Below are 24,426 nucleotides of genomic sequence, written 5' to 3' on the forward strand. Positions count from 1 at the left end.
GAGTCTGGAACGGCCTGGCTCGTGTCTAGATCAGCCAGGCCGTCGTGTCGCTCGGGAGCTTGTCGCCCTCGAGCGGGCCGCTGGACAGCACGACCGCGGCATCGGGCAGCTCAATCGGAGCCGCACCGAAGTTCGTCACGCACTGCCAGCCGCCGGAGCGGACGAAGTGCAGGACATCCTCGGTGGTGTCGACCCAGGTGAGCGAGCTACCGGTGCGCAGCCCCCGCCGTACGGCGAGCGCCTTGCGGTACAGGCTCAGCGTCGACTCCACGTCGTCCTGCTGCGCCTCGACCGAGTACGCGCCGAACCACTTCGGCTGCAGCAGGTGCGAACCGCCCGTACCGAAGCCGAACGACAGTCCGCCGACGGTCCACGGCAGCGGCACCCGGCAGCCGTCGCGGCCCTTCTCGGCACCCTTCGACCGGAAGTACGCCGGGTCCTGCAGATTCGCGGCCGGCAGTTCGCCGACCTCCTGCAGACCGAGCTCCTCACCCTGGTACAGGTACGCCGACCCGGGCAGCGCGAGCATCAGCAGCGTCGCGGCGCGGGCCCGGCGCAGGCCGAGCGCGACGTCGACGGTCGGCTCGGTGCCGTTGCTGAGCAGCCAGTCCTTACCGTCCTGCCAGCCGCCCTTCGGGTTCTTCGGCAGGCCGTACCGCGTGGCATGCCGGACCACGTCGTGGTTCGAGAACACCCAGGTCGACGAGGAGCCGTTCTCCGCGGCCAGCGCGAGGTTCTCCTCGATCACCTTGCGGAACTTCTCGTACTCGAAGTCGGCCTGCAGCAGGTCGAAGTTGAACGCCTGCCCGAGCCCGTCGGCACTCGCGTACCGCGCCCGGCGCGCGGCCGGCACGAACGCCTCGGCGACCGCGGACCGCGGCGGGTCGTAGGTGTTCAGCAGCGTGCGCCAGTCCTTGTAGATCTCGTGGACGCCGTCCTGGTCCCAGAGCGGGTGCTTCCCGTTGGACTCCGACTGCCGCGGCAGCGTGGTCTTCGACGGGAACGGCTCGGACAGGTCCTTCACGAGCGCGTGCGCCACGTCGACGCGGAAGCCGTCGACGCCGCGGTCGGACCAGAACTTCAGCGTCTCCAGGAAGTCCTCGCGGACCTCCGGGTGCTGCCAGTTCAGGTCGGGCTGCTCGGCCGCGAACAGGTGCAGGTACCACTGGCCGTCGTCGGTCTGCGCCCACGCGGACCCACCGAACACCGAGTCCCAGTCGGACGGCGGCTGGTCGGGCGCACCGTCGGGACCGTCGCGGAAGATGTAGCGGTCCCGAGCCGGGTGCCCCTTGGCGGCCTCCAGCGCCTCGACGAACCATTCGTGCCGGTTCGAGGTGTGGTTCGGGACGATGTCGACGATCAGCTTGATGCCCTCGGTGTGCAGCGACGCGACCAGCTGGTCGAAGTCCTCGAGGGTGCCGAGCCGGGGATCGACGTTCCGGTAGTCGTCGACGTCGTACCCGCCGTCGGCCAGCGCGGAGGGGTAGAACGGGCTCAGCCAGACCGCGTCGATGCCCAGCGCCACCAGGTACGGGACTCGATCGATGATGCCGGCCAGGTCGCCGACGCCGTCGCCGTTGGCATCGGCGAAGCTGCGCGGATAGATCTGGTAGACGACGGCCTGCCGCCACCAGTCGGGATCGGTCGTCTGCGGGGTCGTCACGATCGCCTCACTGTGAGTCTGGTTGGTACCCGGAGTTTATATATAGGCTCTAAATTTAGAATCTGCATGTATTCTGCGGTGGGTACGACGACGAGGTCAAGGGGCTTTCATGGCGAAACCACCGACTACCCCGCCCACGGCCACGCCGACGATGCTGCGCCGGGTGAACGCGGGCAAGGTACTCGGCGTGCTCAACCGCGCACGGGTGATGACAGGAACCGGCCTGATCGAGGCCACCGGCCTCACCCGGGCGACCGTGCACGCGGTCTGCAACGACCTGATCTCGATGGGCTGGGTGGTCGAGCTCGACCCCGGCCGGACGTCGGTCGGCCGCCCGTCGCGACGGTTCGAGTTCAACGGCCACGCGGGGTACGTGCTCGGCATCGACATCGGGGCGGCCAAGACGACGGTGCTGGTCTCCGACCTGCGCGGCGAGACGGTCGCCAAGGCCGGCCGGTCGGCGGCCGAGGTGAAGACCCCCGGCGACCGGACCGCGATCGTGCACGAGACGGTGGTCGAGGCCCTGGCGTCCGCGGGGGTGTCGGACGCGCAGATCCTCGCTGCCGGTGCCGGAGTCGCCGCTCCGGTCGACCGGGAGGGCAACATCCTGGTCGATGACGAGTTCTGGCGGCGCTTCGACGCGGGCCTCTCCCAGCGGCTGACCGACCTGCACGGCTGGCCGGTACTGCTGGAGAACGACGCCAACCTGGCCGCCCTCGGCGAGCACTGGCGGGGTGAGGCGCGCAACGTCGACGACCTCGTCGTACTGCTGGCCGGTGAGCGCTTCGGATCGGGCCTGATGGACTCCGGCCGGTTGCTGCACGGCAGCCGCGGCGGCGCCGGCGAGATGGTGTTCCTGAAACTCGTCGAGGGCGTTGGCGACACCCACGGCATCGCCCGCATCGCTCGTGAGAACGGCACGGCGGCCGTCGCCGACCCGGCCGTGGAGACGTCCTTGCGGAAGGTCGCGACGGACGGAGCGGTGACCGCCGAGCAGGTGTTCAACGCGGCCGGCGAGGGTGACGAAGTCGCCCGGGACATCCTTCAGGACATCACCTGCCGGACCGCCCGCGTGGTCGCGACGCTCGGCATCCTGTTCAACCCGGAGCTGGTGGTGCTCGGCGGCGCGGTCGCCGAGGGCGCCGCCGCGCTCCTCCCCGACCTCGAGCAACAGCTGGCCGGCTACACCACAACCCCGCCACGCGTCGCCGTGTCGTCACTAGGCGACGCGATCGTGTCGGTCGGCGCGGTCCGGCACGCCCTCAACTACGTCGAGCAACACGCCCTCGACCTGGAGCTCGGCTGCCGCCCGAGCTGACACGCGGACGCCCAGGCCATCACAATCGCCTCAGGCCGCAGGGTGTCGCGCTGGAACGCGACCCTCGCGGCCGATTGTGATGGCCTGGCGGTCCGCCGCTAGCGGGTCAGCTCTTTCGCAATCGTCTCGAGCACGACGACGTTGCGGCCCGAGGTCGTGGCGGACGGGATGCCTTCGGGGACGAGGGCCTGGTCCTCGGGGACCCCGGTACAGAGCACGAAGACGTCGTCGGGGTGGACCTTGACGAGGTGCGTGAGGGCTTCGCGCATCCACGGCGTACGGATGGCGTCCTGGATCGCGACTACCAACGGTCGGCCCTGCGCTGCCTGAGCGGCCTGGGCGATCGCGTCGTTCTGCGGTTCGCCCGACTGGGTGAGGTGGTGTTCGCCGCGCAGTACGACGCCGTCCGCGCCCGGGGCGACGCGGGTGAAGATCTCCGGGAGGCCGGAGAAGTACGGGTTCCACGCCGGGTGCAGGCCCTGCGTCAGGTCGATGACGTACGGCGTGGCGCCGAGCGCGGGGAACGACTGCCGCGCCACCACGCGGGCGGCGACCTCACGGATCGGCGCGCCGTCGAGACCCGGCTGACGGCTGCGCCGGCCGAGACTCGCCGCGAGCGCACGGACCCGGGCAGCGGCGTCGGCGACGCGCTCGGCGGGGAGCGTCCCGGTGCGGACCGCGTCGACCACCCGGGCGGTCAGCGCCTGCGGGTCCGCCGTACCGACCGCAATCATCGCGAGGTCGGCACCCGCTCCGATCGACGCGACCGCGGCGTCCTCGATCGAGCGGTGCCTGGTGATCGCCTGCATCTCGAGCGCGTCGGTGGTGATCACGCCGCCGAAGCCGAGCTCCTCGCGGAGCAGTCCGGTCAGTACCCGGTGCGACAGCGTGGCCGGCTGGTCGTCGTACGCCGAGAACACGATGTGCGCGCTCATCACGACGTCCGCGCCCGCCGCGATCGTCGCCCGGAACGGGGCCAGCTCGACATCCCTGACCTCCTCGATCGAACGGTCGACCCGCGGCAGGTCGGTGTGCGAGTCGACGGCGACGTCGCCGTGGCCAGGGAAGTGCTTCGGGCAGGCCGCGATCCCGGCGTCGTGTACGCCCTTGATGAACGCGACGCCGTGGCGCGAGACGACGTCCGCCGTCCGGCCGAAGGAGCGGGTCGAGATGATCGGGTTGCCGGGGTTGCTGTTCACGTCGACCGACGGGGCGAGCATCAGGTCGATGCCGAGCGCACCGAGCGTGGCGGCCGCGTCGCGCGCCGCCGCCCGGGTCAGCTCCACGTCGTCCAGGTCGCCGAGCAGCCGCGGTGAGGCGAGCGGCCACGGGTTGGCCGGCGCCAGGTGGCTGAACTCGCCGCCCTCGTGGTCGATCGCGACGATCAGGTCCGGCCGCTCGGCCCGCAGGGTCGCGGTCAGGGCCTCGACCTGGTCAGCGTCCGCCACGTTCCGGGTGAACAGGATGACGGCGCCGAGACCGCCGGCGACGGCCCGCCGCAGGTCGTCCGGTGCGGTGGTCCCGGTGAAGCCGACCACCAGGGAGCCGGCCGCGTCACGATCCAGTTGATCACTCATCCCCCAAGCCTCTCGCGACCCCGGGTTCGTGCGCCACCCGTGACGGCCCTCACGGACAGCTAATAATTAGCCGCCTCATACGGCCTTGAGGGGTATCGTTGTCAAGGGCTGTCATGGCAGTTAACTGCCGTCTTCCTGCGGGTTTGCCCGGATTACTTTGGATGACCCCTGTCTGTTCTGGCCGACTACGGATAACGTTGTCTCCCGACCTTGACCGCCCTGACGGGGGGATGATGAGCGACGACGCAACGACCGCGCGGGAAACCGTGCTGGGAATCGACATCGGCGGCACGAAGATGGCCGCCGCTCTGGTGTCTGCCGACGGCACGATTCTCACCGGTGACCGGATCCGCACCCCACCCGGCGGCGCCGACCAGGTGTTCGCCGCGCTCGGTGAGCTGATCACCCGCGTCCGCGGCGACGCCACTCCCCTCGCCGTCGGGATCGGCTCCGCCGGTCCGCTCGACCAGCAGCACGGCCTGGTGTCACCGGTGAACATCGTCGGCTGGCGCAACTTCCCGCTGGTCGACCGGGTCCGCGAACTGACCGGCGACGTACCGGTGGCGCTCGGGCTCGACGGGCACTGTTTCGCGCTCGGTGAGTACTGGAGCGGCGCCGGGCGGGACGCGAAGACCCTCCTCGGGATCGTGGTGTCGACCGGCGTCGGCGGCGGTCTGGTGGTCGACGGCAGGCCGTTGATCGGGCAGTCCGGCAACGCCGCGCACATCGGTCACGTCGTGGTCGACCAGGACGGCGAGGCGTGCGCCTGCGGGTCGTACGGCTGTGTCGAGGCGTACGCGAGCGGCCCGCGGATGGTCGCCCGCGCGCAGCGCAACGGCTGGCGGGCGGACGAGGACGTGGACGCCGAAGTGCTGGCGGCGGACGCGGCGGCCGGGGACGAGCTCGCCCTGGCGGCGTTCGACGACGGCGCGCAGGCGCTGGCCGCCGGGATCGTCGCTACCGCGGTGACCGTCGACCTGACGACGGTCGTGATCGGCGGCGGTGTTGCGAAGGCCGGGCCGGTGCTCTTCGACCCGGTGCAGGCGTGGGTCAAGCGGCTGGCGCAGCTGCCGTTCGTGACCGAGCTGACCGTGGAACCCGCGCAGCTGGACAACGCCGGCCTGCTCGGCGCCGCCCACCAGGCCTGGGCCGCCCTCGCCTGAGCTCGACTCTTCAGACCCTCGGGCAGGCCTGTTCAGATCCTTGGACAGGCCTGCCTGATCTTTTGCCTGGTCTTGTGGCAGGGAAAGCGCACTCTCGCGCATCTTTGCTCAATTTTTACGAATCTCAGGAATCTGTGTAACGACTGCCGCATTCCACGCGATGCAACGGATGGATGGGGTGGGGGCACCGTCATCCCCGACCGGTCGAGGGGGGCTCGGAACGGTCGGCAATGGTTGATCGGAGGGGGCTTCGGATCAACCGGCACACGTGAGCGGCGGGCGAGGGCACTCTCCCGCCGCAATCGTGTGAACCCGCAGGTCCGCACCAGGCAGGAACCAGAACACATCCGGCGCCGTCCGATCGACTCGGCAGCGTTCGATCTCTCGGAGGGATGGGATCGAGCGAGCTCTGCATCGTGGACGGCGGAGGTGGTCGCAGGGGGGCTGCTACCGGCGTGATCCCCGCCCACGGTGCAGATCGGATGATCTGGGCCCGGACCCTGCCCAGCCGGTCAAGGCCTGAGCCACTCCGGCTCGGGCAGCCGGGCACGATCGAGCCGGCCGTTGTCGTCGAGCGGGAGTTCCTCGATCGGGATCAGGTCCGCCGGCACCAGGTAGATCGGCAGTTCCTTGCCCAGGTCGAGCATCAGCCGCGCCAGTACGGCGGGATCGCTGTCCTCCAGAACGACGTACCCGATCAGGCAGGTGTCACCGGCCGGGTCAGAGCAGGCCACCACGACCGCGTCGACCACACCGGCCTGGTCCGCGAGCACGTGCTCGGTCTCGCCGGGCTCCACCCGGTGACCGCGAATCTTCACCTGGTCGTCCGCGCGGCCGAGGTACTCCAAGGTGCCATCGGCGCGCCAGCGACCGAGGTCCCGGCTGCGGTACAGCCGCGCGCCCGGGTGTCCCGGGTCCGCGACGAACGCGTGCTCGGTCTCGTCCGGCCGCCCGATGTAACCCTGCGCAACGGCGGCACCACCGAGGTGGATCTCGCCGACTGCACCGATCGGAACCGGCCGCAGCGCGGCGTCCAGCAGCCGTACGACGACCCCGTCGATCGGCCGCCCGATCGACGGCCGGTCCTCGGCCGGGTCGACCTCGTGGATCGTGGTCACGATCGATGCCTCGGCCGGCCCGTACTCGTTGAACAGCCGGCACTCCGGGTGCGCGTCGAGGAAGTCGCGCACCTTGTGCGTCAGCACCATCGCCTCACCACCCGCGACGATCTCCCGCAGCGCGGGCAGCTCGGGCAGCCGCCGCATCGTGGCCAGCAGCGCGGTCAGCGGGCTGAACGCCATGAACAGCCGCTCGACCCCGTGGTCACGGAGCGCCGCGACGACGGCATCCGGGTCGTACCGGTCGTCCTCGCCGATCAGCACCAGCGCGGCACCGGACGCCAGCGTCGTGAACATCTCCTGGACATGCACGTCGAACCCGAACGAGGTCCACTGCAGTGTCCGCAGCGACGACCGGGTCCGCAGGTAGTGCCGGACCAGGTTCACCGGGCCACGGTGCGGGACCACGACGCCCTTCGGGTTCCCCGTCGAGCCGGAGGTGTAGATGCAGTACGCGATGTCGTCCGCCGCGGCCCGCACCGGCGGCGCCTGCCGCGCCCGCGCGTCACCGTCGAGCGCCGCCACCGGAACCAGCCGCAGACCGAGCCGGTCCGCGAGCGCGGCGTCGTCACCGACGAGCGCCACCGTCGCCGCGTCCTGCACCATGAACGCCCACCGAGACTCCGGTACGCCGGGATCCAGCGGAAGGTACGCCGCACCGGACTTCAGGACTGCGAGCACGGCGACGACCATCTCGGTGCCCCGCGCGACACGGACGGCGACCAGCTGACCCGGCTTCACGCCCAGATCGACCAGCTGCCAGGCGACTGCGTTCGCGCGGCGGTCCAGCTCGGCGTACGTCAGCTCGCGCTCACCCTGAATCAGGGCGATCGCGTCCGGCGTCCGGGCTACCTGCTGCTCGAACAGGGTGTGCAGTCCGCTGAGTTCACCGGCGACGACCGCGTCCCGGCGTACCCGGCCGACCGGACCGGCGGGGGTGGCATCCGCCTCCAGCTCGCGGAGTGCTTCCAAGTCGGACTCGATCGGCAGGGTGAGTTCGGGCAGCCGGAGGTTCGGGCGGGTAGTTGCCCTGCGCAACACTTCGGCCAGGTAGTCGAGCAGGCGCTCGATCGTGCGCTGCTCGAACAGTGCGGACCGGTAGTCCGCCGTACAGGTGATGCCGGCGCCGTGATGCGTGAGCCGGAACCGCAGGTCGACCGTCGCGGGCAGTTCGTCGTCGCCGTCCTCGAAGTCGACCAGGATCTGGAACAGCGGGTCCCGCTCGAGGATGGCCAGATCGGTACCGGCGTGCTCGAACGCGGCCGTGGTGAGGTCGCGGATCCGCTGCGTGAGCTCGCCGAGGTCAGGCTCGCCGGACAGGTCGATCCGCAACGGCAACGGGCGGCGCGGGTCGGTCGACGTGTCACCCTTCGGCCGGATCAGCGCCGAGCCGATCGTCACGTCGTCCTGCGCCGCGAACCGGCCGAGCACGGTCGCGACCGCGGCGAGCATCGTCATCACCGGACTGAGCTTGCGCTCCCGGCTGTACGCGAAAACCGCGTCCCCGAGCTCCTCGTCGAGCTCCTGCTTCACCGAGGCGACATCGTCGTCACCGGCAGCACGAACCCGATCCGCGGGGAGCACCAACGGTTCGGCACCAGCCAGGACCTGCTGCCAGTACGCAAACTCCCGCCGCCGCGCCCCATCATCCGGGCCCGCCTCCGCCGCACCGCGAGACCCGCGCCCCTCGTCACCAACCCAGGTCTCCGCCGAGTCCCCGTCACCCGAGTCCACGCCAGCCGAGTCCACGTCGGTTGAGTCCGCGTCGGCCGAGTCAACGGCCGCTGAATCTGCGTCGGCCGAATCAACGGCCGCTGAATCTGCGTCGGCCGAATCAACGGCCGCTGAAACTGCGTCGGCCGAGTCCACGCCCGCTGAATCCACACCTGCCCGGTCCCCGTCAACCGAGTCCACGCCGACCGCATCCACGTCCACCGAGTCCGCGCCCGCCGACTCAACGTCGGCTGTGTCCACGTCAGCCGGGTCGACGTCGGCGGAGTCAGCGTCGTCACCGGCCAGGTCCGCGTCGTCACCGGCGTCAGCACCGGAGCCATCAGCCAGGTTCGCGCCCTCACCGGAGCGGCCTGTTTCGTCACCGGCCAGGTCGGCATCGTCGGCGGCGTCCGCGCCACCGGCCGGGTCCGTGCCGTCACCAGCTACGTCCGCTTCGTCACCGGCGGCGTCAGCGTCGTCGCCAGCCAGGTCCGCGCGTTCACCAGATCGGCCCGCTTCACCACCGGCCGGGTCCGCGTCGCCACCGGCGTCCGCGCCATCGGCCTGGTCTGCGCCGTCGCTCCGCGGGTCGTCGGCTGGTTGTTCGGTCGGCTCGACGAGTAGGGCGAGCTGTTCGCGCATCAGCTTGGTGACGCCATCGACCAGTTGGCCGGCGACTCGGAGCTGCTGGGACATGAGCGCCGCCATCCCGCTGCCCGGCAGCTCGGCCTCGCTGGTCGCCGCGGCGGCCTCATCGACCTTCGCCGCCAGCTCGGCAAGCCCGGTACCAAGAACAGCCAGCGCAGCACGCGCATCCGGCTCCTCGGAACCGCGCTCGTCGGACACCTGCCCCTCGGACATCTCCTGCTCGGACGTCCGCCCCTCGGAAACCTGCTCCTTCGAGCCTTGCTCCTTGGATGCCTGCGCCTTGGATGCCTGCGCCTCGGACTCTTGCTCGTCGGACGCCTGCACCTGGGACCGTCGCTCGTCAGACGACTCCTCGTCCTTGGCGACCTCGTGCTCGGCGACCTCGTCCTTGGCAACGTCGCCCTCGGCGACCCCGTCCGCTGCGGCCTCATCCCCCGCGGCCCCCGTCGGCTGCTCGGGCTCGGGCTCCGGCTCGGCGGTTAGGACGGCGACGGCGGTCGCGAGTTTGTGTGGCGTGGTGTAGCTGAGGAACAGGTCGTCCGGCGCCAGCTCCACCTCGAAGCGGCTGTTCAGCTCGTCGATCACCGGCGCCATCGACGCCGGCGTCGCCCCCAGCTCGGCAAACGTGTGATCCACAGTCAGGTCGTACGGGTCGAGGTTGTGAACCTCGCAAGTGATGTCCAGTACGACGTCCAGCGACTCGCGGTACCGCTCCGCCGACATCGCGTCACCCGACAGCGACCCCGCCTGCGCCAGGTAATCCGCATCGATCTGATGCGTCTCGGCGGGCAACGCGAACGGCGACCGCTCCCCGTCGTCCACGCCATCGTCAATCGTCCCGACCAGATCGCCCGCGACCGGCTCCGGCGGGTCGAGCGGGATCCGCTTCACCGCCGCGTTCGACGGCGGCTCGAACACCACGGCCTGCGCCCGCGCGGCGCGCTCGAACGGGTTCGGCTGCGTGCGCTGCGTGGTCTCCACGAGCATCGCCGTACCCGGGCCGCTGTGCACCGTCACCGACGGGTCGACCGGGTGGTGCACCCGCCGGAACGGGTACGTCGGCAACGGGACCCGGCCACCGTCCGCGTAGACCTTCGCCCACGCGATCTCGGCGCCCTGCTCGTACAGCTCGGCGAGACCGTTCATGGTCGCGAGCACCGGGTCCTGGCCGAGACGCTGCGCCGGGATCCACGTGCTGTTCGGCGCGATCCGGCGACCGGCGGGACTCAGTACGGCGTCCGGCCCGAGCTCGAGGAACCGCCGGCACCCGGCGGCGGTGACTGCCTCGACCGCGTCACCGAACAGCACCGGCTGCCGCAGCTGACCGACCAGGTAGTCGCTGTCCAGCACTGTCCCGGATTCGAGCAGGTCACCCGACCAGCTCGACACCATCGGCGTCCGCAGCGGCTTCAGCGTGATCTCGCGAACGATCTCCGCGAAGTCCGACAGTATCGGGTCGACCAACGAACTGTGGAACGCCCGGTCGACGTCCAACCGCTGCCACGCGACCTCCAGCTGGTCCAACTGCGCCGCGAGCTGGCCAACGATCACCTCGGACCCGGTCAGCACGAACGACTGCGGACCGTTGCCAGCGGCAACCTCCACGCCGGCGGTCCGGGCGATCTCCCGAACGCGGTCGGCGTCGGCGCGGACGGCAACCATCGCGCCCGGTACCGTGCCGCGCTGCATCAGCTCGCCGCGCTTCGCAGTCAGGCGTACGCCGTCCGCGAGCGAGAGCGCACCAGCAACGCACAGAGCGGCGTACTCACCGACGCTGTGGCCGACGACCAGCGCAGGCTGCACGCCGAACGACTGCCAAAGGCGCGCCAGGGCGAGCTCGAACGCGAACAGCGCGGGCTGCGCCGTCTCGGTCGGCCACACGCCCTCCGCCGTACCGGCCGGGGTGAGCAGGAGCTCGAGCAGGCTGCCGCCGGTCTCCTCGTGATAGACGCGGTCGCACTCGTCAAGCACCGAGCGGAACACTGGGAAACGAGCCGCGAGCCCAGCGGCCATGCCACGCCGTGCGGCGCCCTGCCCGGTGAACGCGTACCCGAGCGGGCCGGGCCCACCACGCGGGATCTCGGTCGCCTGCGCGGAGCCGAGCGCATCGACGAGCTCGGACTCCGTCGCACCGGCGACCGCGATCCGGTGCCGATGCGCGGGCCGCCCGAGGGCCGCCGTACCGGCGAGATCGATGAGGCGGTGGCCGGTGCCGTGGCCGAGGTCGGTGCGGTACAGCTCGACCAGATCCGCGAGCGCGTCCGGGTCGGGTGCGGACAGCGGCAGTACGACGGGGCCGTCGTCACCGCGGCGGATCTGGCGCGGCGCTTCCTCGAGGATCACGTGCGCGTTGGTCCCGCCCGCGTCCAGGGCGCTGACGCCGGCGCGGAGGGTCGTACCCGCTTCCCAGTCGCGCACCTCGGTGTTGACGACGAACGGGCTGCCGTCGAGGGCGAGCGCCGGGTTCGGCTCGGTGTAGTTGATCGTCGGCACCAGCGTTCGGTGCTGCAGCATCAGGATCGTCTTGATCAGGCCTGCCATCCCGGCGGCACTGTCCAGGTGGCCGATGTTCGACTTCACCGATCCGAGCGCGCAGAACCCGACCTTGTCGGTCTGCCGACGAAGCGCGGCCGTCAGCGCCTTCACCTCGGCGGCGTCGGCGGTCGGGCTGCCGATCCCGTTCGCCTCGATGTAGCTGAGCGAGTCCGCGTCGAACCCGGCCCGCTCGAGCGCGCGCCCGATCAGGTCGGCCTGGTGAGCAGGCGGTGCGTCGGCGTTGCTGACCGCCGTACCGCGGATCACGGCGTACACGGTGTCACCGTCGGCCAGCGCCTGGTCGAGCCGCTTCAGCAGCACCGCGGCGACGCCGTTCCCGCCCACGGTGCCGTCGGCGTCCGCGGCGAACGCCCGGACGTGCCCGGTCGGCGACAGGATCGACCCCGGCGCCGGGTGATAACTAGTTGCCTGCGGCACCTGTACGGCGGCGGCGCCGGCGAGCGCGAGATCCGCGTCCCCCGATCGCAACGCCTGGCACGCCAGATGCACCGCGACCAGCGACGACGACCACGCCGACTGCACACCGATCGCCGGCCCGGTCAGCCCCAACCGGTACGCAACCCGGGTCGCGAGCGAGTCCCGCGACTGGTGCTGCCGGTTGTACAGATTCATCCCCGAGCCCGCGAACACACCGACCCGGCTCGTCGTACCGGCGTACCCGCCGTGCTCCAGCGCCTGGTGACACACCTCGAGGAACAACCGCTGCGCCGGCTCCATCAGCTCGGCCTCGCGGTCGCTCAACCCGAAGAACTTCGCATCGAACGACTCGACGTGATCCAGCACCCCACTGACGGAGACAACCCCGTCCCCCGCCTCCGGCACCCCACGCCGAACGCTCTCCACTCCCCCGACCAGGTTGTCCCAAAACGCCTCCAGCGTCTCCGCCCCTGGGAACCGCCCGGCCACCCCCACCACAGCCACGGGCTCCACCACAACCCCAGCCCGCCGAGAGGCACCCGGCGCCCCCTTCTCCCCCCGCCCAGGCCCAACAACCCGCCCACCACTAGCAACCCGAGCAGGATTAGCAACCTGCCCAGCTTTCATCCCCTGCCCAGCAGGCTCCCCACCCTTCGCAACCCCAGCGCCCGCAACGTCCCCAGCCCCCTCGGACTGCTCGACGTTCTCGACCTGCTCGACGTCCTCAGCCCGCTCAACGTCTTCGCCCTGCTCAACGTCCTCAGCCTGCTTGGCGTCCTCAGCCTGCTCAGCGTCCGCAGCCGGCTCAACATCCGCGACCGGCTCAACATCCGCGACCGGCTCGACGTCCGCGGTCTGCTCGGACTCTGCGACCTGCTCGGCCTCTGCGACCCGTGCAAGGTTCTTCACCTGCACGTCAGCCGAGACCGCCGCCGTCGATTCCTCCGCCGCCACCTCAACCCCAGCAGCCGGCGCATCCTCGCCCGCACCATCCGCAGCCGCCAACCGACCAGCAGCCGTCTCCCCGACAGACTCCGCGCCAGCTACCGACTCATCAGCACTGCCCTCGACCAGCGCCGGCACACCGCCGTCTCCACCCGCCGCAAACACATCAACAACCGAGGCAGCCAGCACAACCTCAGCCGCAGCCCGCCGCTCCACGACCGAGCCAGCCGCAGCCCCACCCGCCACAACATCCGACTCGACCGCATCTGCGGCCTCAACAGCCTCAGGTACGTCGTCCCCACCACCCGCGGAGCCAGCGCCATCCTCGACGACCCGCGACGACCCAACTCCAGCAGTCTCCGCCTCAACGGCATCCGATACCGCCGGTCCGCCGTCCACGCCCGCGGACTCAGCGCCATCCCCCACAACCCGCGCGGACTCAACTCCAGCAGCCTCTACCGACTCCGCGTCATCGGCATCCGACGGCAGCGGTACGTCGTCCACGCCACCCGCGGACGCCGCGCCGCCAACCTCGCCAGACGCCGCGCCATCCTCCACGACCTGCGTCTGCTCGGCTCCAACAGGCGCCGTGCCCGCCGACTCAACCTCGTCGCCCGACGAGTCGTCCGCTGCAGACGCCGCCGTGCTCACCGGTACCGAGATAGCCGGAAGCTCAGTCGTCTCAAAGTCATCCTCGGCACCGTCCGAGCCAACGCCCTCGGCACCATCCGATTCCACGCCCGCACCGACCGAGCTCACGACATCGGCGCCGTCCGAGCTCACGTCACCGGAGCCCGCATCCTCGGAGCCAGCCTCGCCCGCCACGACCACATCGCCGGCCTCACCGCCAGCGTCGCCAGAAGCAACGTCCGGGGAGCCCGCGTCGCCAGACGCCGTCTGCTCAGCCAGCTCAACCTGGCCATCGACCTCGCCAGCCGCGTCACTACCGGAGATCACACCGCCAGCAACCGCGCCTTCAACAGCCGCGACCTCGGTGTCGATCCCGCCAACGACCTCGCCATCCGCATCCGTCTCGCCAGACGCAACGTCAGCCGAGGCCACAGCAGCGGATGCCACATCACCCGAGACTGCAGCGCCAGCGACCACCGGCTCAACTGCAGCGGCGGCGTCGCCGAGCGCGCCGGCTTTCTCGTCGTCGGCGCTGTCGGACGTCCCGCCGTCGGCGCTGTCGGACGTCCCGTCGTCGGTGGTGTCGACCGCCTCGCCGTCGGCCTCGTCAGCCGTCTCCTGAGACGCACCGTCCCCGAGGGTCTCGTCGCCGGAAACCGCCTCGCCGGCGACCGTACGGCCAGCCTGCTCGGTCTCGCCGTCGGTCTCCTCGGAGCCCGACTTCTGCACCGACGCCAGGTCCGCAGATGCTGCCGTCTCCGATGCCGGGGCTTCACCGTCGTAGACCTGCCCGGAGGAATCGTCAACGGACGTCGTGTCTTCTGAGTCCTCGGAGTCGTCAGAGGCGGTGCTCTCCGAAACGGTGCCGTCGGCAACGATCGGCGACGCAATGGCCTCATCCCCAGCTACTTCAGCGCTCTCGTCGTCAGCCGTATCAGTGACCTCGGCAGCCCCACCGGTCGTACCTGCAGCCACGCCAACCGTCGGTCCTTCACCTACGTCGACGGTCGTATCCGCGGTGGTGTCAGTGCCGTCGTCGGTCGCGTCAGCAGCTGCGTCGGCGTTCGTGTCCTCGGTGGTGTCAGTGGCGTCGTCGGTCGGTTCTGCCGACGCGATGGTCACCGCCTCATCAGCGGCGTCTGCGGTCCCATCGGAACGCGCGTCGATAGCTGTGGCGCTCGCCTCAGCATCTGCGTCAGCCGCCGTGACCGGGGTGGCGTCGACGGATGCGTCAGTACGCGTGTCGGTGTCGTCAGCGCTCGGCTCGGCGACAGCGTCGGCCGTTGCGTCAGAGGTCGTGACCGAGTTCCCATCGGCACGCAGGTCGGTGCCATCGGCGGTTGCCTCTGCGTCAGCCGTTGCATCTGCCGCCGTGCCCGCGGTGGCGTCGGTGGTCCCGTCGGCGGCCGCGTTAGCCGTTGGCTCGGCGTCGGTGGCATCGTCCGCTGCGGTCTCTGGAGTCCCGTCCGCAGCGGCGAGGTCCTCAGTTGCTTCGGCAGCCTTGTCCGCGCTGGCGTCGGCGGCTACCTCGGCGTTTGTCGCATCGACCGCATCGTCGGGGGCGTCAGTGGTTGCGTCGGCACCCTCATCCGCAGTTGCGTCGGTGGTTGCCTCAGGCACCGCTACGGCGGTCGCGTTGATGGTGGTTGGGGCGTGGTTGTCGTGAAGGTCCGCGCTAGTTGAGGGGGCGGTGGCCTTGACGGGCTTGGGGTCGGCAGAGGTGTCTGCTGGGCCTTGGCCTGCAGGCGAGTCGTCCGAGTCGTTGGCCGGCGCTGGCGGAGCGGCGTACTGGCGGCGGACGTCGGTTGTCTTGGAGCTGACGGTCGGCTGGGCAGGCTCGGGGTGCGTTGGTACCCGTTGCAGTTCGACGGTGTCTGCTTCGTCGTCTGCGGTCGGCTCAGTCTTGTCAGCCGTTTGCAGGTTGGAATCGGGTACGTCGGTTGTGGTTCCTCTGGATGCTGCGTCGGTCTCCGCAGTGTCCGCTGCCTGCTCGGTGGCCTCAGCGGTGGGTGCCGGAGGGCGGGCTGGCGCCAACGTGATGGGCGTTGCGGAGGCGGGTGGTCTTGAGGTCAGCTCGTGGCCGGGCGACGGCGCGGAGGCGGCCGTTGGCGCCTTGGAATCATCAGAGTCAGCCGCGGGCGCAGAGTCAGGTGTGACTGCAGAGTCCGGCGTCGCATCTGACAGTGGCGCGGGCCCAGAGGACGGCGTCGAGTCGGACGGGCGCGAGGGCTCGGACGGCGGTGCGAGCTGAGAGGGCGACGCGAGCTCGGAAGCCGACGCGGGCTCGGAAGAGCGTGTGGGCTCAGACGATGGCGCGGGCTCCGAGGCAAGTCGCGCGGATTCCGAGATCGATGGTGCGGACTCCGGGGCAACCGACTCGGACTCCGGGGCAGCCTGAGGGGGCTCGGAGGCAGACGGTGCGGACTCCGGGGTCGCCGGGGCGGGGTCCGGGGTGGTTCGGAGGGTGGGGCGTTCGGGGGGTGTGGGGATGGATTGTTGGAGTTCGCGTTTCCAGGCGAGGCGGACCACTGGGAGTTCGGTGGTGCGTTCGGAGGCGTCCTCGTCGGCGTACGGGGTGGTTTCGGGGGTGGTTGACGGGCCCTGGCCGGTGGGGCCGGAGCTGGAGGTGGCGCCGGCTGGTTCGACGTGGGGGGCGGTCTGGTGTTCCAGGGTGCCTTCGAGCCAGCGTTGTTTGAGCAGGGGGCGGAGGATCTTGCCGCTGGGGGTGGTCGGGAAGTCGCGGCGCGGTACGCCGACGACCTCGGCGGGCAGGCCGAGGCGGGTCTGGATCAGGCTGCGGATGGCCTGGTCCATGCCGGGGACGGAGTCCGGGGTCAGGGCGTAGAAGACGACCAGGCGGTCGGTACCGGTGACCTCGTCGGCGACGCCGCAGGCGGCGAGCAGGCCGTGTTCGGCGCCGACCACCGTGGCGGCGACGGACTCGATGTCGTGGGCGTAGTGGAGCTTGCCGGACAGGATGATGCGTTCGCTGTCGCGGCCGGTGATGACGACCTGGCCGCCGGTGATGAAGCCCTGGTCGCCGGTCGCGAGCCACTTGCGGGCCGGCCAGTTGCCGACCGGGAACGCGGCGCGGTCAGCCTCGAGATTGCCGAGGTACCCGGGCGTGACGCGCGCGGACGCGACCTGCAGCTGACCGATCCGGCCCTCGGGCAGTACGGCGCCGTTCGGTGCGACGATGCGCACCGTCGTACCGGGAGCAGGCGCGCCCACCGACACCAGGCTGAGGACGCCAGGCGCCTCGGTCCGCGGCTTGCCCGGGCGTGCGACCGCGACCTTGCCGGAGGACGGGCGCTGGTCGACCCACTCGACAACACCGGTCGGTGGGATGCGTACGCGGTGCACGTTCGGCGTCAGGCCAGGCCGGGCGAACGTGATCCCGGTGACCGTCTCGGTCATCCCCCACGCCGCGACGAACGTCTCCGGCACCACGCCGAACCGGTTCGTCACCCGCAGGAACTCCGACACCACCGGCACCGTGATCTGCTCGCCGCCGCTGACCAGACTGCGCAGCGCTGACAGGTCCCAATGCCGGTCCGGCTCGCCCGCGATCGCCTGGGTGGTGAGCCGGTACCCGAAGTTCGGCGACCACGAGTGGTTCACCCGGTGCTGGTCCATCAGGTCCAGCCAGCGCAGCGGATTCGCCAGCACCCAGTCGGCGTTCACGTGGATGTTCGTGCACCCCGTGAACACCGGCAGCAGGTGGTACAGCAGGAACGCGCCGCTGCGATCCAGCGGGAGCCAGTTCAGCGTCGTCTGACCGGGCCGCACCGGCAGCATCGCCGGCGTACCGGCCGCGAACTCGACCAGCCCGCGGTGCGTCAGCTGCACCATCTTCGGCGCGCCCGTGGTCCCGGACGACAGCATCAGTACGGCGACGTCGTCCGCCGCCGGTCGATGGAAGTCGGACGTCGGCTCATGCCCCGCCATCGCGTCCGGGTCGAGAACCGGCAGGCCGAGGTCGTTCGGCAGATCCGACGGGCGGCCGATCAGCACCGTCCAGCCGAGCAGGTCGGTGATCTTGCGGAGCCGCTCGCGGCCCTCCTCGGTACGGTCGCCGGCCGGGTGCGGCGCGACGAGCAGCGGCCGGATGCCACCGAGCGTGCAGGCCCAGAATGCCGCGAAGAAGCCGACAGGCTCCGTGCAGTGCACGACCGCGGGATCACCGGCCCGTACGCCGTTCGCGCGCAAGCCGGCGAGGATCCGCGCGGCCAGTTCGAGCAACGTCGGGAAATCGAGCTTGGTCTCGCGCCCGTCCGGCCCGATCTCGACGACGCCGGCGCTGCCGTAGTCACGCGCCGCCCGGAGCAACGCGCTCGGCAGGTCGCGGGGGTAGCCAGCAGGAATCATCAACGCCGGCCCGGTGGAGATCGCCGGCCGGTCCGCACCACTTCTCACGCCGATGCCACCACCAGCAGAGACTCACCCGTGAGTACGACGGGACGCGGGAAGACGCCGGCCGGTTGGCGACCCACGGACACGTGCCTCCCCAACTGGACGGAGCGGGTTCTGGGCAGACCCGCCTCACTTCACACCGACAGCAGCCCCGTTTTCCACCTGCCGGAACCATGCCGCGACCGGGGGCACCCGGTGCGTCATCGCGCCGACCGACAGCCGTGAACCCTACCAGCCGCGACCCGCCCTGGAGGAGTCCGTTCTCACCAGCCGAAGGTTAAGAATTCCGGCAGGAACCCTGGTACCGCCGACATGCTTCCAACGAGTGACGGCGGGTTCCGATACGCGCCGTACGAAAGCCGTGCACCCGTGCCCGATCAGCGGCCCGCGAGCGGCGTACCAGCTGCTCGTCGTCACGCCGCGTCAGCGCTGTGGCGGTCCCATGTCAGGGCTCCCGGGGAGTGTTGTCGACGTCAGCAAGACCACCGAATGAGGAGTACGAAACATGTCGATCCAGTCCCCGGACCACGGCACCGTCGAGCAGAACCGGGCTGAGCTGCAGAAGGCCGTGCAGGAGTTTGTCGACGCGGGGTTCGGCGGTCTCGAGCTGCGGGTGCACGACGAGCACGGCGAGTGGGTGCGTACTGCCGGGATCCGCGAGATCGGGCAGACCGAGCAGCCGCCGATGGACGGTCAGTTCCGGGTCGGCAGCGTGACCAAGACGTTCGTCTCGACGATCGCGCTGCAACTGGTGGCCGAAGGCAAGCTCGAGCTGGACGGCCCGGTGGCCGGTCACCTGCTCCGGTTCGAGCTGGACCCGCGGATCACACTGCGGATGCTGCTGAACCACACGAGCGGGCTGTTCAACTACACCGGTGAGTACTACCCGGACGGCACCGTCGTCATGGGCCTCCCCGCGACCGGCAAGGAGTGGGCCGACAACCGCCTGCAGGGCTACACGCCGGACGAGCTGGTCGAGTTCGCGCTCGCCAAGCCGGCCCGTTTCGAGCCGGGCGCCGAGTGGAGCTACTCGAACACCAACTACACCGTCGCAGCGCTGGTGATCGAGGCGGTCACCGGTCGCACCCTGTCCGAGGAACTGCAGAGCCGCATCATCGAGCCGCTCGGCCTGACGGGCACCATCCAGCCGGGTGATCGGACCGACATCCCCGGGTCGCACTCGCACGGCTACTTCCGCTACCAGGACGGCGAGGAGTGGAAGGTCGTCGACGTCACCGAGCAGAACCCGTCACTTCTGTTCGCCGCCGGAAGCATGCTCTCGACCACCCGCGACCTGCACCTGTTCGCCTCCGCACTCCAGGCCGGCAAGCTGATCCCCGCCGACCTGCTGGCCGAGATGCGTACCCCGGAGCCGAAGAGCGGACCGCTGAACTACGGCCTGGGCCTGTTCAAGCAGGACGTCGACGGCCAGACCCTCTACCACCACAACGGCAGCGCCCCCGGCGGGTACGGCGCCCTGATGTACAGCACCGCCGACGGCACCAAGACCCTTACCGCCGCCATCACCATGGCCGACGCCGACGTCAACCTCCTGGAGATCTTCCCCCCAGCCCTCGACCGCCTGGTCAAGGCCGTGTTCGGAAAGAAATAGGGGTGGGCGAAGAGGGGATCGAACCCCCGACATCTTCCTTGTAAGGGAAGCGCTCTACCGCTGAGCTATTCGCCCGGATCCAGCGACCGCAGGAGTCTACCTGAGGTCTGGCCTCAAACTTGCCAAGGCTGTTGCGTAGTCGTCTGGGTTGCGGGCCTCTGCGATTGGGTTGACGACTGACCAGCGGATGAGGCCGGTTTGGTCTATGACAAAGGTGCCTCGGCGGGCGCAGCCTTGGGTGGGGTCGAGGACGCCGTAGGACGACGCGATCGCACCATGTGGCCAGAAATCGGTCAGGAGACCGAAATCCAGCCGCTGTGCGTCGGCGTACGCCCGGAGTGTGAACATCGGGTCGCACGAGATCGCCAGGAACTCCGCGGCGGCCAGCAGGTCCGGCCGGTCGCGGAGTTCGGCCAGCTCACTCGTGCAGACCTGACTGAACGCATAGGGATAGAAAACCAGTACGACGTCCCGGTGGCCGGCGTAGTCGCTCAACCGGACCTGTTCGCCGTACTGGTTCCGTGTGCTGAAGTCGGGTGCCCGGCTGCCCGCAGCCGGGACCGTCACCCGCGGCGACCGGACTTCGGAACCACCAACTTGGTGGCCGACCAGTCGTCGGTGACGCTCAGCGTGCTCGTGGTGGCCAGCCCCGCGACCGGTGCGGCCTCGGTGATGTCGCTGGTCTCCACGTAGCCGTCGCGGCCGACCTTGGGGGTCAGCAGCCACACCACGCCACCGGCCTTCAGGTCGGTCAGGATGTCGAAGAACGCGTCGACCAGGTCGCCGTCGTCCTCACGGAACCAGAGCAGGACTGCGTCCACGACCTCATCGGTGTCCTCACCGGCGAAGTCCTCTCCGGTGATGGCCCGGATCGCATCACGCAGGTCGTCGTCGCAGTCGTCGTCGTACCCGATCTCCTGCACGACCCAGCCGGCCTCCAGGCCCAGCCGGGACGCCATGTTCGGCACTCCGCTCTTGCCGTCCGCGTGATCCGCGGTCGCGCTCACGTGTCCTCCTCCGTGGTCCCCGCTTGCCCGGGGGTAGGTGTCAAAGCCACTCAACTAGCGATAGTCCATCGTGACGTACCGCGTCGCGCAAGTATGCACCAGGGTTCCGTGACGTGTCCGGTATGCGCGTGCCGGGTACCGGGCGTGTCCGCTGGCATCACGCCTGGCGAGCCGGAATGGAGCCTTCTGGGAAGGCGAAGTAGAACGCATTCCGAACAGGTGACAGGATTGCGGGTGAACACAACCAGAGAGAACGGCAGGACACCGTGGCTTCCGGACACGAACCACCAGCCATCATCACCGAGGGGATGCCCACCCAGCTCCCCGACATCGACCCTGACGAGACGCGTGAATGGGTCGAATCGCTCGACGCCGTCCTGGACGAACGGGGCAAGGCGCGAGCGCGCTACCTGATGCTCAAGCTGATCGAACGAGCCCGGGAGCGACAGGTCGGAGTGCCCGCACTGCGGAGCACCGACTACATCAACTCGATTCCACCCGAGCGGGAGCCCTGGTTCCCCGGCGACGAGCACATCGAGCGCCGGATCCGGGCCTTCATCCGGTGGAACGCCGCGGTGATGGTGAGCAAGGCGAACCGCAAGGGCCTGGAGGTCGGCGGTCACATCGCCACCTACCAGTCGGCCGCCAGCCTGTACGAGGTCGGTTTCAACCACTTCTTCCGGGGCAAGGACCATCCCGGCGGTGGCGACCAGATCTTCATCCAGGGGCACGCCTCCCCCGGTATGTACGCGCGCGCCTTCCTCGAGGGCCGGTTGAGCGCGGACGCACTGGACGGTTTCCGCCAGGAGGTGTCGCGCGGGCCGCACAACGGCCTGTCGTCGTACCCGCACCCGCGGTTGATGCCGGACTTCTGGGAGTTCCCGACGGTCTCGATGGGGCTCGCCGCGCTGAACTCGATCTACCAGGCGCGCTTCAACCGGTACCTGCACAACCGCGGCATCAAGGACACCAGCCAGCAGCACGTCTGGGCGTTCCTCGGTGACGGCGAGATGGGTGAGCCGGAGTCGCTCGGCGCGATCGGCCTGGCCGCGCGCGAGGAGCTCGACAACCTCACCTTCGTGATCAACTGCAACCTGCAGCAGCTGGACGGACCGGTCCGTGGCAACGGCAAGGTCATCCAGGAGCTGGAGGCGTACTTCCGCGGCGCCGGCTGGAACGTCATCAAGGTGATCTGGGGCCGCGAGTGGGACAGCCTGCTGGCCCAGGACCACGACGGCGCGCTGCTGAACAAGATGAACAGCACGCCGGACGGCCAGTTCCAGACGTACTCCGTGGAATCCGGTGAGTACATCCGGAACAACTTCTTCGGCGGCGACGCGCGGCTGCGCCAGATGGTCAGCGGCCTGTCCGACGAGGAGCTGCGCAAGCTGCCCCGCGGCGGTCACGACTACCGCAAGGTGTACGCCGCGTTCAAGAGCGCGACCGAGCACGTCGGGCAGCCGACCGTGATCCTCGCCCAGACCATCAAGGGCTGGACGATCGAGGCGCTGGAGGGCCGGAACGCGACCCACCAGATGAAGAAGCTGACCTCGGAGGACCTGAAAGCGTTCCGCGACCGGCTGTACCTGCCGATCGAGGACAAGGACCTCGAGGACGCGTACAACCCGCCGTACTTCCACCCCGGCACCGACTCGCCGGAGTACCAGTACATGATGGAGCGGCGTAAGCAGCTCGGTGGTTCGCTGCCGGAGCGCCGGGTCGCGCCGAAGACCTCGCTGACACTGCCGGGCGACGCGGTCTACAAGCCGCTGAGCAAGGGCAGCAACCAGCCGGTGGCGACCACGATGGCGCTGGTGCGGCTGTTCCGCGACCTGATGAAGGACCCGGAGATCGGCGACCGGATCGTCCCGATCGCCCCGGACGAGTACCGCACGTTCGGTATGGACTCGATGTTCCCGACGGCGAAGATCTACTCGCCGCACGGGCAGCAGTACGAGGCCGTCGACCGCAACCTGCTGCTGTCCTACAAGGAGTCCGAGCAGGGTCAGCTGCTGCACGAGGGCATCAGCGAAGCCGGTGCGATGGGCTCGATGATCGCCGCCGGTACGTCGTACGCGACGCACGGCGAGCCGATGATCCCGTTCTACATCTTCTACTCGATGTTCGGCTTCCAGCGGACCGGTGACTCGCTCTGGGCGCTCGGCGACCAGCTCGGCCGGGGCTTCCTGGTCGGCGCGACCGCCGGGCGTACGACGCTGACGGGTGAGGGACTGCAGCACGCGGACGGTCACTCGCCGCTGCTCGCCTCCACGAACCCGGCGGCGGTGCACTACGACCCGGGCTTCGCCTACGAGGTCGCGTACATCGTCAAGGACGGCCTGCGCCGGATGTACGGCTACGGTCTGGACGACGCCAAGCCGTTCGGCGAGGACGTCTTCTACTACCTGACGGTCTACAACGAGCCGGTGGCGCAGCCGGCCGAGCCGGAGAACCTCGACGTCGCGGCCCTGCTGAAGGGCATGTACCGCTTCAACGAGGGTCAGACCGCGGACGGCGACGACGCGCCGCGGGTCCAGCTGCTCGGCTCCGGTGTCGCGCTGCCGTGGGTGGTCAAGGCCCAGCAGATCCTCGCTGAGGAGTACTCGGTGGCCGCGGACATCTGGTCCGTGACCTCGTGGAACGAGCTGCGCCGGAACGCGATCGCGGCCGAGGAGCACAGCCTGCTGCACCCGGACGAGCCGGAGCAGGTGCCGTTCATCACCGAGCAACTGAAGGACACCAAGGGTCCGGTCGTTGCCGTCAGCGACTTCATGCGCGCGGTGCAGGACCAGATCTCCCGCTGGGTGCCGAACGACTACACCTCGCTCGGTACCGACGGTTGGGGTCTGGCCGACACCCGGGCGGCGGCGCGGCGGCACTTCCACGTCGACGCCGAGTCGATCGTGGTCGCCACGCTGGAGATCCTCGCCAAGCGCGGTGACGTGAAGCCGGAGGTCGCCGCCGAGGCGGCCCGCAAGTACCGCATCGACGACCCGACCGCGGTCGCCGGCGTGAAGCAGGAGGGCGCCGGGGCCTGAGTCCCGGATCGCCTCGGCCACGGGCCGCTCACCTCACGGTGGGCGGCCCGTGACCGTTCTAGGCTCGGCGACATGTTCGAACTGATCGATCCGACCGTTGACCTGCGGGACTCCTGGCTGGAGTCGGCGGCCGAGTGGGACGGCGTCCACCAGGACGGCGCCGGGGTGTGGGAGGCGAGCGACCTGAGCACGCTCGACGGTTTCGCGACGTGGGTCGGGCGGTTGCGCGAGCAGTCCGACGAGACCCGCGAGATCGAGGCCGGCCGGGTGCACGCGTCGTACTGGTGGGTCGTCGAGGGCGGGACGTACCTCGGCGCGATCAGTCTCCGGCACCGGCTCAACGACCGCCTGCTCGAGGGCGGCGGGCACATCGGGTACGGCGTCCGCCCGTCGGCTCGTGGTCGCGGGGTGGCGACGTGGGCGCTGGGAGCCGCGGTGGAGCGGGCGCGGGGGCGCGGGATGGACCGCGTGCTGGTGACGTGCGACGACACCAACGTCGCGTCAGCGCGGACGATCGAGCGCAACGGCGGGGTGCTCGAGGACATCCGAGACACCTGGCTGGGCCGCGCCCGCAGGTACTGGATCACCCTCTGAATCACCCGCTGGAT

At 69.9% G+C, this 24,426-nt stretch carries 10 protein-coding genes and 1 tRNA gene; 5 read left to right on the plus strand and 6 right to left on the minus strand.

The features are described 5' to 3' along the window. Positions 1 to 25: 25 nt before the first annotated feature. On the minus strand, positions 26 to 1,663 hold the full coding sequence (locus AC0662_RS24615) for a glycoside hydrolase family 13 protein (protein ID WP_452197996.1): 1,638 nt from the start codon (positions 1,661 to 1,663) through the stop codon (positions 26 to 28). Positions 1,664 to 1,772: 109 nt separating this feature from the next. On the opposite strand from AC0662_RS24615, the gene AC0662_RS24620 reads away from it, so the two are divergent. Further along, positions 1,773 to 2,981, plus strand: coding sequence for an ROK family transcriptional regulator (locus AC0662_RS24620; protein WP_478303492.1), 1,209 nt, complete (start codon positions 1,773 to 1,775; stop codon positions 2,979 to 2,981). Between the two features lie 98 nt (positions 2,982 to 3,079). Here the strand turns inward: AC0662_RS24620 and nagZ are convergent, their stop codons facing one another. Further along, positions 3,080 to 4,558: a beta-N-acetylhexosaminidase gene (nagZ, locus tag AC0662_RS24625; protein WP_478303494.1), complete on the minus strand. Its 1,479-nt coding sequence runs from the start codon at positions 4,556 to 4,558 to the stop codon at positions 3,080 to 3,082. Between the two features lie 233 nt (positions 4,559 to 4,791). On the opposite strand from nagZ, the gene AC0662_RS24630 reads away from it, so the two are divergent. Then, on the plus strand, positions 4,792 to 5,721 hold the full coding sequence (locus AC0662_RS24630) for an ROK family protein (RefSeq protein WP_478303496.1): 930 nt from the start codon (positions 4,792 to 4,794) through the stop codon (positions 5,719 to 5,721). Positions 5,722 to 6,233: 512 nt separating this feature from the next. Here the strand turns inward: AC0662_RS24630 and AC0662_RS24635 are convergent. Next, positions 6,234 to 18,164, minus strand: coding sequence for an amino acid adenylation domain-containing protein (locus AC0662_RS24635; protein WP_478303498.1), 11,931 nt, complete (start codon positions 18,162 to 18,164; stop codon positions 6,234 to 6,236). 502 nt (positions 18,165 to 18,666) lie between these two features. Between AC0662_RS24635 and AC0662_RS24640 the strand changes: the two genes are divergently transcribed. Next, on the plus strand, positions 18,667 to 19,773 hold the full coding sequence (locus AC0662_RS24640; RefSeq protein WP_478303500.1) for a serine hydrolase domain-containing protein: 1,107 nt from the start codon (positions 18,667 to 18,669) through the stop codon (positions 19,771 to 19,773). A 3-nt stretch (positions 19,774 to 19,776) separates the two neighbouring features. Here the strand turns inward: AC0662_RS24640 and AC0662_RS24645 are convergent. The 3 genes from AC0662_RS24645 to AC0662_RS24655 form a co-directional block, all read right to left on the minus strand. Further along, positions 19,777 to 19,848 (minus strand) — tRNA-Val (locus AC0662_RS24645). 21 nt (positions 19,849 to 19,869) lie between these two features. Next, positions 19,870 to 20,340, minus strand: a complete 471-nt coding sequence (locus AC0662_RS24650) for a peroxiredoxin (protein WP_452198009.1) — start codon at positions 20,338 to 20,340, stop codon at positions 19,870 to 19,872. Beyond that, positions 20,337 to 20,780 (minus strand): DUF3052 domain-containing protein, encoded by a 444-nt coding sequence (locus AC0662_RS24655; RefSeq protein WP_452198011.1) that lies wholly within the window; start codon positions 20,778 to 20,780, stop codon positions 20,337 to 20,339. Before AC0662_RS24655 ends, AC0662_RS24650 begins: the two co-directional genes overlap by 4 nt. A 308-nt stretch (positions 20,781 to 21,088) precedes the next feature. Here AC0662_RS24655 and aceE point away from each other — a divergent pair, with 308 nt between their 5' ends. Next, the gene (gene aceE, locus AC0662_RS24660) at positions 21,089 to 23,818 is read left to right on the plus strand and encodes a pyruvate dehydrogenase (acetyl-transferring), homodimeric type (protein ID WP_452198249.1); all 2,730 of its coding nucleotides are present in this window, start codon (positions 21,089 to 21,091) and stop codon (positions 23,816 to 23,818) included. A 72-nt stretch (positions 23,819 to 23,890) separates the two neighbouring features. Next, positions 23,891 to 24,412, plus strand: coding sequence for a GNAT family N-acetyltransferase (locus AC0662_RS24665; RefSeq protein ID WP_478303503.1), 522 nt, complete (start codon positions 23,891 to 23,893; stop codon positions 24,410 to 24,412). Positions 24,413 to 24,426 lie beyond the last annotated feature (14 nt).

This window comes from Kribbella sp. NPDC043289, assembly GCF_056436705.1.

Bases quoted from the DNA above. Each gene is read 5' to 3' on its own strand.
- AC0662_RS24640 (WP_478303500.1), top strand. From the start codon at position 18,667: ATGTCGATCCAGTCCCCGGACCACGGCACCGTCGAGCAGAACCGGGCT.
- nagZ (WP_478303494.1), bottom strand. From the start codon at position 4,558: ATGAGTGATCAACTGGATCGTGACGCGGCCGGCTCCCTGGTGGTCGGC.
- AC0662_RS24620 (WP_478303492.1), top strand. From the start codon at position 1,773: ATGGCGAAACCACCGACTACCCCGCCCACGGCCACGCCGACGATGCTG.
- AC0662_RS24630 (WP_478303496.1), top strand. From the start codon at position 4,792: ATGAGCGACGACGCAACGACCGCGCGGGAAACCGTGCTGGGAATCGAC.
- aceE (WP_452198249.1), top strand. From the start codon at position 21,089: ATGCCCACCCAGCTCCCCGACATCGACCCTGACGAGACGCGTGAATGG.
- AC0662_RS24665 (WP_478303503.1), top strand. From the start codon at position 23,891: ATGTTCGAACTGATCGATCCGACCGTTGACCTGCGGGACTCCTGGCTG.